The following is a 13,642-nucleotide window of genomic DNA, read 5'->3' on the forward strand; positions in this document are numbered from 1 at the left end:
CTCCAACGGACTGGGGCCTGCTACCCGGCGCTCCGGTACCTACCGGGACGGGACTCACACCCGCCGGCCTGATCCAGCTTCCAGGACGCAACATGCGACTCACCTTAGGCAGCGGCCGAGCCGGCGACACTACAGCCAGCTGTACCTTTTGTTCGGGTACCTGCGGTAGCGACCCGAAGGCGGTCGGCTACCTAGCGTCTTGGGTATGCGAATCACACGCCCGATCATCACCGCCGCCGCGGTCGTCGCCCTGCTCACCTCCGGCGCGGCCGTCGCCAGCCAGCTGTCCGGAGGCGAGCCCACCGAGGCCGCCGAGTCCGGTTACCAACAGCGCGACCTGCGCCGCGACACCGACGCCATCCACGCGCTGGGCGTCACCGGCGTACAAGCACGGGTGACCACCGCTCGCGGCCGGCACCTGGTCGCCACCAGCGGTGTGGCCAAGGCCGGCACCGACCGGCCGGTCCCCCGCACCGGCTACTTCCGGATGGCCAGCACCGGCAAGGCGGTGGTGGCCACCGTGGTCCTGCAGCTGGCCGACGAGGGCAGGCTCTCGCTCGACGACACGGTGCACCGCTGGCTGCCGGGCCTGGTCGACGGCAACGGCAACGACGGCCGCAGGATCACCGTCCGTCATCTCCTTCAGCACACCAGCGGCATCCACGACGACGACCTGCCCGGCTACACCACGCCCGAGGAGTACGCCGAGCGCCGGTACGACGCGTACACCCCCGAGCAGATCGTCGCCCTGGCCATGAAACACCGCCCGGACTTCGCACCCGGCGCTGGGTGGGCCTACTCCAACACCGGCTACGTCCTGCTCGACCTGATCATCGAGAAGGTGACCGGCCGCCCCTGGCACCAGGAGGTCCGGGACCGGGTCCTCCGGCCACTCGGCATGGACCACACCTACCTGCCGGGCCGCACGCCCGGGCTGCGCCGTCCGCACGCCAACGCCTACCAGGTGTTCCCCTCCGGCGACCGGGTCGACGTCACCAAGGTGGTTCTCCCCGACCCCAACAGCTACGTCTCCACGACCGCCGACGTGAACCGCTTCTTCCAAGCCCTGCTCGGCGGTGACCTGCTGTCCCGAGGTGCGCTGGCCGAGATGCAGCGCACGGTCCCGGTCGGCGACGAGATGGAGGTGTTCTGGCCCGGCGGGCGCTACGGCCTCGGACTGGTCAGCCGACCGCTGTCCTGCGGCGGCAGCTATTGGAGCCACGAGGGCGGCGACGCCGGCTTCATCACGCTGAACGGCGCCACCGCCGACGGCAGCCGCGCCGTCACCGTCTCTATGTCCACCGCGCTCGGCGACTCCCTCGACAACGCGCTTCGCCAGGAGCAGGCCGCGAGCGAACTGGTCGACCAGGCGCTCTGCGACTCCCCCGACAGCTGACGATCGGCTCGCCCACGAACCACGGGTGCGTGCCAACTCCACCGTCGAGGATCCCAACCACGATCGGGCCGGCGACGGCGGCTGGCGGGGGCTGCGCGTGCGGGGAGCCGGCTGTTTCGGCCCGGCAGGAAAGGACTAGTCACATCGCGTCATTGACCACCGCGGCTGGCCAGGCGCAGTGTGGGCCGAGGATGCGAGCCTCTCGGACCTTGAAGGGCCTTGGGGGAGGCAACTGGTGTCGAGGGGCCGAATGGTTCTGTTCCGCTCCCGATTGGAAGTCCAGCATGAAGCGATTCGCGATTCAGACGCTCGCGGTTGCGGTGATCGCACTGACAGCCGCGATCCTGCCGACAGCACCAGCATCGGCAACCGTGCACGAGATCGTCGCGCAGTGGTGCTCTGGCCACGACCACCTGGAGCCTCCGGGCATCAGCGGTGGTAGCAACGCCGACAACTTTGCCAAGCCCCTCAACGCCAACGGCTTCATTCGCGGCACCGTGCCCTTCACAGGCGCCGCGGGACCTGGCCTGCTCGTCGACTTCAACTTCGACCACCCTGCGTCCAAGGTCGTCGGGACAGGTGTGTTCATCGTCATCGGCTCGACCCCCGCGGGACCGCTCTACCTTCAGCTCATCGAGCCCGATCCCAATTTCCCTGCTTTCCGGCACTGCCCGCGTCTGGCCGGGTGAGCCGGGCTGCCGACGAGTAGCCGGAGATTGCTCCTGGTGGCGCACCAGGAGCGTCCTGCAGCGTCGTGAGGTGCAGATGGATGCGGCGCGGAAGGCGGCTCAGGAACGGCGGGAACTCTGGGTCGTCTTCCCGCCGTTGCCCCAGTGTTGCTCGACGGGTTCAACCGACGGACATGACGAAGGGGCCCTGACCCGCGAACCTGCTGGTCAGAGCCCCTTCTCAGAAACGTACCCCGACCGGATTCGAACCGGCGCGACCGCCTTGAGACGGTCCCGGCGACCGCAGCGAGGCGCCCCACCACGGGCCGGTCCGGCCGTCATAGGCCTGAGGACTCGTAGGAGAACGCCGCCGCGGCTTCGCGGATCAGGGCGGTGGCGGTGGTGAGTGCCGGACTGGCGGCACTGCTTCGGGTCAGGTGGCGCAGTACGACACGCCGCATGCCCAGGCCGGGGATGTCAACGAGGTCGACGCCCTCGGTCGGGAGGGACTCCAAAGCCAGAGCGGGTGCGAGAGTGACGCCTTGACCGGCGGCGACGAGCGCGAGCGCGTTCTGGTAGCTGAAGAAGGTGTGCTGGGTCGACTCCTCGCCGCCAAGCTCGCGGCGTACCCGGTGGATGGCCTTGGCGCTCGCGGCGGCGGGGTCCAGGCCGAGCCACGGCATCCCGAGCCGGCTCAGATCGATGACCTCGTGGGAGATTAGGGCCCCCGCGGGAATGACCAGTTTCCACGGCTCGTCGAGGAGGGGTACGTCGGTCATCCCCCGCGGCGGCAAGTAGCTTTCGCCGGCGTCGAGCTCGACCACGACCGCGTCGAGCGAGCCCGCTCGCAATGCCCGCATCAGGTCCGGCTCATCGGCCTCCACGGTCTCGACCCGCAACTCCGGATACTGCTGCCGCCACTCCGGGAGGGCTGGAGCCAGCACGCTGGTCAGGAACGACTGGAACCCGCCGATGCTGACAGAACCGCTGACGGTAGCCGCTGTTTCCGCGAGTCGCGAGTGTGCCAGCGCGAGCGCTCGCTCGACGTCCTCGGCCGCTTCGGCGAGCGCCAGCCCGGCCGGCGTCAGCACGCTGCCGGACGGCGCCCGCCGGAGCAGGGTCTGACCTGTCTCGCGTTCGAGCTTGGCGATCTGCTGGGACACCGCCGAGGGCGTGACCGCGAGCTCATCGGCGGCCGCGAGAACGCCGCCGTACCTCGCCACGGCAAGGAGGAACTGCAGTCTCCGGGGATCGATCTTCACTTCAGCAATGCTAAATCCGGAGTGCAGCAGCGTGCAATTGTGCTAATGGCCGAACGTGCTCACCATTGTTCTCATGGGGCCGAGGGCCGGCCCGGTCTGAGTACAACGAGGAACACGGAATGCTCGCGTCAGCCATGGGTTGGATCGGGACGATCGGCGGCATCAGCGCCTACGTCCTGCTGAGTCGTGGCCGGTGGGACGCGACATCCCTGCGGTACTCCCTGTTGAACTTCGTCGCCGGCGCGCTCGCCGGCGCTGCCAGCGCGGTGTACGGCGCGTGGCCGAGCGTCGGCTCGAACGTCCTGTGGTGTGCCATCGCCGTCCACTCAGCAGTGACGACCCTGCGCAAGCGCCGCGCCCGCGCCGTGATCGCCGAGCCGGCGTCGTTCCCGGACCACACAGGAGAACCCCCGCCAGCCGATCGACAGCTGCTCGCGGCCGCGTGAGCTGCGTCGATCGTGACCTGGCCCCCGCAGCCGGGACGACCATGACGTGCCAGCAGCCCAACACGAAACCATGTTGGGAGCCAGCGCAACGATCCTGCATCACGCCAGACGTGCCTAGATCGCACCCGACCTCGGCACACTCAGGGAATCCCACGAGGTCCGCAGCCATCCCCGGTCACCGGAGACGTCAGGCGGCCAGACCATGACCGAGGTCGATGGCTGGTGAACGGCCATCAGTTTCCGCGCTTCATCGGCCATCTCGCCGTCGAGCGCGACCTACCTCCCGGCGAACTTCTTGAGGAAGCGGTCGCGCCGCGCCCGCGTGGCCTTCGCCGAGGAGGCGTCGTTCATGGACTGCGCGGGAGAACCTCCGCCGGACGATCGGCAGCTGCTCACCGCCGCCTGGGCCGCGAGCGCGCTCGTAGGCGGAGCACCCGACCAGGGCAACAGCCGCCACTAACGCACCGGCCACGGCGTCGACCACGTAGTGCTCGCCGAAGTAGACCAGCGCCATGGACATCGCCAGCGGATAGAGCAGCAGCAGCCACCGCAGCCGCGAGCGCAGCCGCGTCACCGCATAGAAGGCGATCAGGAACGCGATGCCCGCGTGCAACGACGGCATCGCTGCCACCTTGTTGGCCATCCCCATCAGCACCATGCTCTGCCGGTGCAGCCCGAGCTCCGACCAGCCACGGCCGCTCATCCGGTGGACCTCGTCGAGGAGTCCTAGTTTGGAGGCCATCCATGGCGGCGCCATCGGGTAGGCGAAGTAGATCACCAGCCCGGAGAACAGCGTCACGATATAGCGCCGCATCCACCTCACCCACTCGGCGCGGTTGCGCATCCACAGCACTGCGGCGATCGTCAGCGCGGCCCAGAAGTGTGACGCGTAGACCGTGGTGAGCACGACGTCGTACCACCGCGGGGCGCCGTCACGGTCGCACGGTTCACCACACAGCTCACGTTGCAGCAGCTCGGTCGGGGTGGTGCCGCCGCCGAGCCATTCGTCTGCGCGGATCGGGGCCGTGATGTGCACGGGCATGAAGGTGTGGTCGGCCAGCCCCCGCAGGAACCAGTAGAGCGCCAGCAGCAGCACCGGCCGCCACCAGTCGCTGAAGAACTCCAGGTGCCGCTCGCGCGGGGCGTCCGCGTTCCACGCGACGGTCATCAGCCACAGCCAGAGGGTCACGCCCACCATGTCGTTGGGGATGCCGATGAAGTGGATCCACACCCCCAGCACGACGACGTACGCCACCAGTGCCCGAGCCCGCGCTGCCGGACGGGTCGGCGGCATCGGCGCTCGGTCGACGGGTCGATCCTCAAGGATCGCCATCAGGAGCTGCCTTCCAGGGCCCGAAAGATCCGGTACCCGCCGACGTCGTCGACGTACTCGTAGTGGAGCTTGATGAGGGGCTGGGCGGCGGCGGGATCGACGCCCCAGGTCCAGAGCCCCACGCCCGAGATCACCAGCCAGGTGGGTCGCTCGGGTCCGGCCAGCACGGCCCTGAAGTCGTGCAGCTGCGGGTCGCGCACTCGCACGGGCAGGCTCCAGAGGTTCGGGTACGGGCTCTCCAGGCCGGCCGACTCGAGTATCGACGGGACCCCGAACGCGACCACCGCGGTGTCACCCGGCTGCGCCGCCGCGGCCAGCCAGGAGGCCACCTCCTGCTCCGACCGGTCGATCGGGTACAGGCCGACCCAGCCGATCACGCAGAGCGTCGAGACGGCCGTGAGGCCGTAGGCCAGGCCCACAGGTCCGCACATACGGTCCGGCAGGCCGCTCATGGCGGCCAGCAGCACGAGCCCAGGGACGAGCCCGATCAGGTAGTGCAGCCAGTAGCTCCCGCCCATCAGCACGGCCGCCGTTTCCCAGACCAGCAGCGCGAGCACCGGCAGGCGCAGGTCGAGCTGGGCGGGCGGGCCGGCAGCGAGCCCACGGATCCGCAGCAGGAGTACGCCGACGAGCAGCGGCGCCCCGCTCCCCAACAAGGCCAGGCACATCAGCCAGAAGCGACGACCCGACGCCGGCGACTCGAGCAGGACGCTCGTGGCCTCTCCTCGGAAGGAGACGACGGCCGACCAGAGCTCGGCGGGGCTGGTGCCCAGGGCGGCGGCGCCGGCCAGGGCGACACACACGAAGCCGGCTGACCCGAGGGCGGCGCCGAGCGCCGTCTCACCCCGGAGGCGGCTCCGCTGCCGGAGGTCACCGGTGACCAGCAGCGCTAGGAGTAAGACGAAGACATCCAGCAGGTTCTGCTTGATCATGAGGGCGCCGGCGCCCGCTGCTCCCGCTGCAATCCCCCACAGCAACGCCTGGCGTGCGCCGGCCGACCGGCGCGACGCGAGGGCGGCGTACATCCCGGTGAGCAGGAACGGCAGCCCCAGCAGTTCGGCGTTCACGACCGAACCCCCGAAGAGCGGCGTACCGAGCAGGACCGCGGCGGTCGCAGCGGGCAGCAGTGCCGCGGCGGGAACGCCCGGGGATACCGCGCGACCCAGCAGACCCGCGAGCAGCACCGAGGCGAAGACCGCGATCATGCCCAGGAGCCGAAGCCCCGAGCCGCCGCCCAGCAGGTCGCCCGCAGCCACGAGCGCGATGAGGAGCGGCGGGCGGTCGACCCAGTAGTCGCCGTAAAGCGAGTCCCCCGGCGCCCACTGCCGGGCGACCATCAGCAGGCCACCCTCGTCCGGACTCAGCGGCCGCCCCAGGAACGGGAGCCAGCCGAGCAGGCAGGTCAAGCCGGCCATCGCCACGATGACGCGCCACGGGCGCTGTCGAGCCACGGAAGCGACTTGGTTGAGAAGCGCGGTCCGGGGTGGGCCTTCCACCAGCACCATAGGCAAAGTCTGCCGCGTGGAGACGACGCGCGCAGGTTCATTTTCGCCGCTTCGCCCAGGCCGAGTGACAAGGTGGCCGCGTGACCTCCCACACCGTCGTGGCCACGGCGAACGTGAACCGCGCCCTCGGCACGGCGAACGCCCGCCGGGCGCTGCGCGGGGTGCTTGAGCACGAGCCTGGCCTGGTCGGGCTCCAGGAGTGGCATCCCTGGCGGCTCCGGCTGCTGACGGAGACGGGGACCGTGGCTGTCGCGCGCCGGCGCGAGATCGGGCGGCGGCGCGATGGCTACGTCTGGACGAACCCGGTACTCGGTGACTGCGTGGTCGGTGCGCGCCGTGAGCGGTTCGCGTTGGTCGACGCGCGGTCGGTCGCGCTGAGCAGGGTCGGCAGGGCCGACAAGCCGGACCGCTGGCTGCGCATCGAGCCGCCGCACCGCGCGACCGTGGCGACGTACGACGACCGCGAGCGGGACCGCACGGTAAGCCTGATCTGCTACCACCTCGTGCCCGGCGTGCAGGCGCTCGGCGCCTATCGGGACGACCGACCGCTGCTCGCCGAGCGGCACCGCCAGGAGGTCGGCCGCCTGCAGGCCCTCGTCGACGAGCGGCTCGCGCTGGGCCACACGGTCTACGCCGTCGGGGACTCGAACTTCCACGGGCTCCGGCTGGCCGGCCTCACCTCCGCCTGGGAGGGCCGTGATGCCGAGCAGGGAACGCTGGGGTCGACCCGGAAGATCGATGACGTGCACGGGCCGGGTCTGCCGCTCTCGGTGCGGCTGCTCACCAACCCCTCGGACCACAAGGCGGTGCTGGTCGACCGAGCCGACTGATCCTGCTGATATGTCGGATCGGGTCGGTGGCATTCGTAGGACTGGTGAAGCCGCCCAACGGGGGTGGCGCGAAATAGAGGAGTAGCACCATTCAACGACAAGCTCCGGGCCGGCGGCCACTGGGTGTTCGCCGCCGGGCTGGCCGACCCGACGGTCTCCCCCGTCATCGACGGCCGCGACGGCCGCGGGTCCACGAGCGGGGAGGCCGAGCGGGTTGGCCAAGGTGACGTCGTCCTCCTGCGAGTACAGGGCCAGCGAGGCGCGCGGGTTGCCCCGAACGAACGACGCCTGTGCCTCCCGGAACGCCTCGATCGCCTGGTCGAATCCCACGGCGGTCTCCGTGTCGTCATTCACGATCAACCTCCTAGATGAGTGGGTACGAGATGCCTCATGGCTGCCGAGCTGCTCATCACGAGGCCACCCTTGTGAAGTTCTCTGCCGTGCAAAGAGCTCGCTGGAACGTCTCTTCGGAGATTCCTTCGTAGGAAGGGAGGGTGGTGCGGAGCCATCGGATGGTGACGGTGTCGCCCTTGACCGACCACGCGTATGTACCGTGCTCGCGCAGCGTGTCCTCCGCGTCGGCATCATGCCGACCGCGATCAACCTTGCTGCCGCCTGAACCCGGCCATCACGGCGCCACCTTCACGCAGACGACGTACACCGTGAATTCCCGTGAGCTGCCGGTTGCCGGTGCACCGTCGTGGGTCCTGAACGAGACGGACCATCCACCTGGAAGCGTCTGGAAGGGCTCCACCGGAAAGGAGTGGCCCATCACCATGGGCCACCCACTGGGCGACCCGCCCCCGCCGACTGCCACCTTGCCGCTGGGGCAGCGCGCCGTGGCGTCTCCCTGCGAACTCCCAACCGGAATCGAGCCCCCCATATACACCAACTGACGACCCGAGATCCCTGGCGGCCCCATCGGGCCTGCGGGACCGGTCGCACCGGTGGCGCCTTTGGGTCCGACGGGGCCGGCGGGCCCGGTGGCCCCAGTGGCGCCCTTGGGACCGACAGGGCCGGTCGGCCCCACCGCACCGGAGGGCCCTGCAGGGCCAGCCGGGCCCCTGAGCAGCGTCCCGTCCCGGAAGTCGGTCCGGCGCAGCGTGCCGTCGCGGACCTTCGCCGACGTCACGGCACCGTCCTTGAGGTGCCAGGTGCCGACGCTGTTCTTGGCGAGGTCGACGGCGTACGCGGCGCCGCCGAGTGCGACCAGGAGCGCGAACCCGGCGACGACGAGTGCGGCGGGGCCGATGGCTCTCGAGCTCGGAGGTCGAAGCAGTGTGTTCATGGGAGCTTCCCTTTCAGTGGTATGGCTCAACGGTCGTGGAAAGTCAGCCACTTACGCGACGGGGCAGGCACCTGTTTCGCGGTCAGGGTTACCACTGAGTGCGCTGCGTTGGGTAGCGGATGATCGCGACCGCGGCGGCCGCGAAGCCGAGGGCGTTCATGCCCCAGGCGATGCCGTCCAGCGTGTGGTTAGGAATGATCACGGCGGCCACGAAGCGGAGGGCTGCGACACGCTCGTCGCATGGCGGCCCAGGCCGGGACCGCGCCAGACCGCAACACACCCAGTCCAGCAGCACCGTCCCGGGCACGATGAAGATGGCGGTGGCGACGACCGTCGATGGGTCCGCGAGACGGCCCGCATCCGGCGCGCTGACCTCCGCCTTGTTGGCCAAGGCGATTCTGCTGTTGCCCCAGCGTTGCCCGAGGCCGATTCTGACGGAAATGTCGAAAGGGCCCTTCCAGCGTTTCCGCTGGTCAGGACCCTTTTCGGATCTGTACCCCCGACCGGATTCGAACCGGCGCTACCGCCTTGAGAGGGCGGCGTGCTAGGCCACTACACAACGGGGGCGTGAGCTGCTCGAGGCAACCCGCGAAACTCTAGCCAACGCCAGCTTTTCGCACCAAATCCCAGCCGTGTGAGCCTGCCGACAGACGGGCTGTGAGCTGGGATTTCGCTGGGATACAAGGACTCGAACCTTGACTAACTGAACCAGAATCAGTCGTGCTGCCAATTACACCATATCCCATGGTCAGACCCCCTCAGGGAGCCGAGGAGAAACCATACACGCGCCGCGTAGAGGCCGCCAAAACGCCTGGCTCGGCGGTGTTCCGGAGGCCCATCGACCGGGTCACCCAGAGCACCAGACCGAGGTAGAGCAGCGACTGGGTGAGCGTTACCGGGATCATCCACCAGCTGCCCTCGCCGTCGCTCGCGAGCGCCGTGGAGATGTCGCCGTACGCCAGCGAGACGCCGAACGCGACCCAGTTGTTGAGCACGTGCATCGCGATGCCGGCCTCCAGCCCACCGGTGAGTACGACGAGCAGCCCGGCCACCAGCCCGAACGCCAGCCGGTCGAAGAAGACCGGCGGCGCCTGGCCGAGGCCGTGGGCGAGCGCGAACAGCACCGCGGGGATCACGATCGCCGCGGTCCGGCCGAACAGCCCGCCGAAGGCCTGGGTGAGGTAGCCGCGGAAGGCGTACTCCTCCCCCGCCGCCTGCAGCGGGGTGAGCAGCAGGATCACCAGCAGGAAGTCGCGGGTCCGGGCGGTGAAGTCGTTGAGCTCGCCGGACACCTCGTCGCCGGCCGCGCCTGACGGCATCACCGACGCGACCAGCAGGGTCACGATCAGCGTGACCAGTGCGAGCCCGATGCAGGTCGCCAGGAGGCGCCAGCGCATCCGCGGCAGCACCGAGGTGACCCAGCCGGGCCGCAGGCCGTGCAAGGCCCAGGTCAGGAAGAAGACGATCGGGATCGCCGAGGCGAGCGCGACGTTGATGTAGGCGAGGCCGGTCGGCGTGAGGTGCTCCAGCGACAGCGTCTTGTCCAGCGCGCCGTCGACGGTGTGCCCGGAGGCGACCAGGCCGGCCAGGAACACCGCGAGCCACAGCCCCGGCAGGATCAGCATGTACGCCGTGAGCCCGACCACGACGCCGACCACCGGTCGCCACCAACCAGCACGACCCGCCTTGTGCAGCTCGTGGTAGCCGAGCTCGTGGCCGGCAGGTGGCGTCGCGGCTACCGCGACCGGTTCAGGCGAGTGCACTCTGCAGTCTCCCGAGGCCACGCTCGCGGCCGAGCAGCTCCAGCGACTCGAACAGTGGCGGCGAGACGCGGCGGCCGGTCACCGCGACCCGGACCGGGCCGAACGCGTTGCGCGGCTTCAGCCCGAGCTCGTCCACCAGGGCGACGCGGAGTGCCTCGTCGATCGCCGCGGTCGACCAGGTCGGCAGCGCCGCCAGTGCGTCGTACGCCGCCTTCACGACCTGCCTGCCGTCCTCGGTGAGCACCTTCTCGATGTCGACGGGGTCGCGGGTGAAGGCGTCCTCGTCGACGAAGAGGAAGTCCAGCATCTCGGTGGCCTCGGTGAGCTTGTTCATCCGCTCGGCGACCAGCGGCATCGCCAGCTCGAGCAGCTGCGCGTCGGCGTCGTGGACCGGGTCGCCGACCACACCGGCCTGCTTCAGGAGCGGCAGCACCCGGTGGGTGAGGTCGTCGAGCGACAGCATCCGCATGTGGTCGGCGTTGATCGCCTCGGCCTTCTTCAGGTCGAAGCGGGCCGGGTTGGGGTTGACGTCCTTGATGTCGAACGCCGTCACCATCTCGTCCATCGTGAACACGTCGCGGTCGGCGGCGATCGACCAGCCGAGCAGTGCGAGGTAGTTGAGCAGGCCCTCGGGCAGGAAACCGGCTTCGCGGTAGCCGAGCAGGTTGGCCTCGGGGTCGCGCTTGGAGAGCTTCTTGTTGCCCTGGCCCATCACGTAGGGCAGGTGGCCGAACTGCGGCGTCGTGCCGTTGCCGATGCCGACCTCGGCGAGTGCGGCGTACAGCGCGATCTGGCGGGGGGTGCTGGACAGCAGGTCCTCGCCGCGCAGCACGTGGGTGATCTCCATCAGCGCGTCGTCGACCGGATTGACCAGCGTGTACAGCGGGTCACCGTTGGCGCGGGCGACGGCGTAGTCGGGGACGTGCTCGGTCTGGAACGAGATCTCGCCGCGCACCAGGTCGTCGAAACGGATCTCGCCGTCGGGCATCCGGAACCGGACCACGGCCGAGCGGCCCTCGGCCTCGAAGGCGGCGACCTGGTCGTCGCCCAGCTCACGGCAGAAGCCGTCGTACCCCATCACCTTGGAGCCGGCCGCCTTGCGGCGCGCGTCGACCTCGTCGTTGGTGCAGAAGCAGCGGTAGGTGTGGCCGGCGGCCGCGAGCTTGGCGAGCGCGTCCTGGTAGAGGTCGCTGCGCTCGCTCTGCCGGTACGGCGCGTGCGGGCCGCCGATCTCCGGCCCCTCGTCCCAGTCGAAGCCGAGCCAGCGCATCACGTCGAGGAGTGCGTCGTACGACTCCTCGGTGTTGCGCTCCTTGTCGGTGTCCTCGATCCGGAAGACGAAGTCGCCGCCGTGATGGCGGGCGAACGCCCAGTTGAAGAGCGCCGTCCGCGCCAGGCCGACGTGCGGGCTGCCGGTCGGGGACGGACAGAAACGGACGCGAACCTTGCTCAACGCTGGGCCACCTTGTTCGTGAGAGTGCCGATGCCGGCGATCGAGACCTCGACCTCGTCGCCGATCTCCATGGGACCGACACCCTCGGGGGTGCCGGTGAGGATGACGTCGCCGGGGAGCAGCGTCATCACGCTGGTGACGTGCGCGACCAGCGTGGGGATGTCGAAGATCAGGTCCTTGGTCGAGCCGTCCTGCTTGAGGTCGCCGTTGAGGTAGGTCTGGATCGAGACGCCGTCGGCGAAGGTCTGTGGGTCCAGGTCGGTCTCGATCCACGGTCCGAGCGGACAGAACGAGTCGAAGCCCTTGGCCCGGGTGAACTGGCCGTCCTTGCGCTGCAGGTCGCGGGCGGTGACGTCGTTGCCGATCGTGTAGCCGTGGATCACGTCGGTCGCCTTCTCCGGCGGTACGTCGCGGCAGATCCGGCCGATCACGATCGCGAGCTCGCCCTCGAAGTGGAGCTCGCTGGTCTGCGCCGGGTAGGAGATCGGGTCGCCGGGGCCGACCACGCTGGTGTTCGGCTTGATGAACATCAGCGGCTCGTCGGGCACCTCGTTGCCGAGCTCGGCGGCGTGAGCGCGGTAGTTGCGGCCGATCCCGACCACCTTGCTGCGCGGCAGGGTCGGCGCGAGCAGCCGGACGTCGGCGAGCTTGTGCTCCTGCTCCAGCAGCTTGATCCCGACGTACAGCGGGTCACCCGCGAGCGCGACGATCACGCTGTCGTCAGCGGGCTGTCCGAACTGGTCCACCTCGCCGGTCACCACGCCGTACGACGGCTCGTCCCCGGTCGTGAATCTCGCGATGCGCACTACCTGAGCCTATCCTTGCCCGGTGCTTGTGCTGGACCCCGCTGACTGGCAGGCGCGGGCCGCCGCCCACGAGGCCCGGGTCGACGGGTTCACACGCCCGCATCTGGCGCGGCGCGAGTCGGGCGTGAAGCACCCCGTCCACGACTTCCTGTTCACCTACTACTCCCAGCGCCCCGCCAAGCTGCGCCGCTGGCACCCCGGCTACGGCGTCGCGCTCCGCGGCGGCGAGCTGGCGAAGGGATATGCCGACCTCGGCGACGCCGTCACCGTCTCCGACGAGTACGTCGCGTCCCAGCGGCCGCTGCTCACCTCCCTCGACGCGCTGCTCACGGCCACGGCAGCGCGGCCGGCCCAGCTCGGGTGTTTCGGGCTGCACGAGTGGGCGATGGTCTACCGGCTGACCCCGGACCAGGTCCGGCACTCCGACTGGCCGCTGCGGCTCGGCGCAACCGGCACCGACGAGGTCGTCGAGTCGCACCGGATCGCCTGCTCCCACTTCGACGCCTTCCGGTTCTTCACGGCCGAGGCGCGCCCGCTCAACGTCCTCTCCCCCGGCCGCGACGACCGCGCGGCGTACGAGCAGCCCGGCTGCCTGCACGCCGGCATGGACCTCTACAAGCACGCCTTCCGGCTCTCCCCGATGATCGCCTCGGAGCTGGTCGCCGACTGCTTCGAACTGGCCCGCGACATCCGGGTCCTCGACATGCGCGCCTCGCCGTACGACCTCGCCGATCTCGGCTACGACCCGATCAGGATCGAGACCGCCGAAGGCAAGCAGGAGTACGCCGCCGCTCAGCGCGCCTTCGCCGAGCGCGGCGCTCCCCTGCGCCAGCGACTCATCGAGGAGTGCGAGACCCTGCGCGCGTCGATATGAGCATGGTCGAATTGTCCT

Annotated in this window: 13 protein-coding genes and 2 tRNA genes; 5 read left to right on the forward strand and 10 right to left on the reverse strand. The window is 69.6% G+C overall.

Annotated elements, in window-relative coordinates; translation table 11 throughout:
* The first annotated feature begins 205 nt into the window (after window positions 1–205).
* On the forward strand, window positions 206–1,396 hold the full coding sequence (locus DDV73_RS11705; RefSeq protein WP_109507435.1) for a serine hydrolase domain-containing protein: 1,191 nt from the start codon (window positions 206–208) through the stop codon (window positions 1,394–1,396).
* 284 nt (window positions 1,397–1,680) lie between these two features.
* Complete coding sequence (locus tag DDV73_RS11710; protein WP_109507436.1) at window positions 1,681–2,085, forward strand: hypothetical protein; 405 nt, start codon at window positions 1,681–1,683, stop codon at window positions 2,083–2,085.
* Window positions 2,086–2,402: 317 nt separating this feature from the next.
* Here DDV73_RS11710 and DDV73_RS11715 read toward each other — a convergent pair whose 3' ends face one another.
* Complete coding sequence (locus DDV73_RS11715) at window positions 2,403–3,326, reverse strand: LysR family transcriptional regulator (RefSeq protein WP_109507437.1); 924 nt, start codon at window positions 3,324–3,326, stop codon at window positions 2,403–2,405.
* Window positions 3,327–3,445: 119 nt separating this feature from the next.
* On the opposite strand from DDV73_RS11715, the gene DDV73_RS11720 reads away from it, so the two are divergent.
* A complete protein-coding gene (locus tag DDV73_RS11720) occupies window positions 3,446–3,772 on the forward strand; it encodes a CBU_0592 family membrane protein (protein WP_154402737.1) in 327 nt (108 codons plus the stop codon).
* Window positions 3,773–4,019: 247 nt separating this feature from the next.
* On the opposite strand, the gene DDV73_RS11725 is transcribed toward DDV73_RS11720, so the two are convergent.
* Window positions 4,020–5,105 (reverse strand): phosphatase PAP2 family protein, encoded by a 1,086-nt coding sequence (locus tag DDV73_RS11725; protein WP_109507439.1) that lies wholly within the window; start codon window positions 5,103–5,105, stop codon window positions 4,020–4,022.
* Window positions 5,105–6,556 (reverse strand): hypothetical protein, encoded by a 1,452-nt coding sequence (locus DDV73_RS11730; RefSeq protein WP_154402738.1) that lies wholly within the window; start codon window positions 6,554–6,556, stop codon window positions 5,105–5,107. The genes DDV73_RS11725 and DDV73_RS11730 overlap by 1 nt, the downstream gene beginning before the upstream one ends.
* Before the next feature lie 134 nt (window positions 6,557–6,690).
* Between DDV73_RS11730 and DDV73_RS11735 the strand changes: the two genes are divergently transcribed.
* Window positions 6,691–7,440 (forward strand): hypothetical protein, encoded by a 750-nt coding sequence (locus DDV73_RS11735; protein ID WP_109507441.1) that lies wholly within the window; start codon window positions 6,691–6,693, stop codon window positions 7,438–7,440.
* Window positions 7,441–8,068: 628 nt separating this feature from the next.
* On the opposite strand, the gene DDV73_RS29480 is transcribed toward DDV73_RS11735, so the two are convergent.
* From DDV73_RS29480 to DDV73_RS28705, 7 genes are all read right to left on the reverse strand, one after another.
* Window positions 8,069–8,728, reverse strand: a complete 660-nt coding sequence (locus tag DDV73_RS29480) for a collagen-like protein (RefSeq protein ID WP_154402739.1) — start codon at window positions 8,726–8,728, stop codon at window positions 8,069–8,071.
* Window positions 8,729–8,816: 88 nt separating this feature from the next.
* Window positions 8,817–9,119: a hypothetical protein gene (locus DDV73_RS11750; RefSeq protein WP_109507443.1), complete on the reverse strand. Its 303-nt coding sequence runs from the start codon at window positions 9,117–9,119 to the stop codon at window positions 8,817–8,819.
* Between the two features lie 103 nt (window positions 9,120–9,222).
* Window positions 9,223–9,295: transfer RNA gene (locus DDV73_RS11755), tRNA-Glu, on the reverse strand.
* A 106-nt stretch (window positions 9,296–9,401) separates the two neighbouring features.
* A tRNA-Gln gene (locus DDV73_RS11760) sits at window positions 9,402–9,473 on the reverse strand.
* Between the two features lie 13 nt (window positions 9,474–9,486).
* Window positions 9,487–10,491: a CPBP family intramembrane glutamic endopeptidase gene (locus DDV73_RS11765; RefSeq protein WP_240617251.1), complete on the reverse strand. Its 1,005-nt coding sequence runs from the start codon at window positions 10,489–10,491 to the stop codon at window positions 9,487–9,489.
* Window positions 10,478–11,944, reverse strand: coding sequence for a glutamate--tRNA ligase (gene gltX, locus DDV73_RS11770; RefSeq protein ID WP_109507444.1), 1,467 nt, complete (start codon window positions 11,942–11,944; stop codon window positions 10,478–10,480). Before gltX ends, DDV73_RS11765 begins: the two co-directional genes overlap by 14 nt.
* A complete protein-coding gene (locus DDV73_RS28705) occupies window positions 11,941–12,750 on the reverse strand; it encodes a fumarylacetoacetate hydrolase family protein (RefSeq protein WP_109507445.1) in 810 nt (269 codons plus the stop codon). Before DDV73_RS28705 ends, gltX begins: the two co-directional genes overlap by 4 nt.
* Window positions 12,751–12,772: 22 nt before the next feature.
* Between DDV73_RS28705 and DDV73_RS11780 the strand changes: the two genes are divergently transcribed.
* Window positions 12,773–13,624, forward strand: a complete 852-nt coding sequence (locus tag DDV73_RS11780) for a 3-methyladenine DNA glycosylase (RefSeq protein WP_109507446.1) — start codon at window positions 12,773–12,775, stop codon at window positions 13,622–13,624.
* The last annotated feature ends 18 nt before the right edge of the window (window positions 13,625–13,642 follow it).

It is taken from the genome of Nocardioides speluncae (assembly GCF_003121585.1).
Lineage (GTDB): Bacteria > Actinomycetota > Actinomycetes > Propionibacteriales > Nocardioidaceae > Nocardioides > Nocardioides speluncae.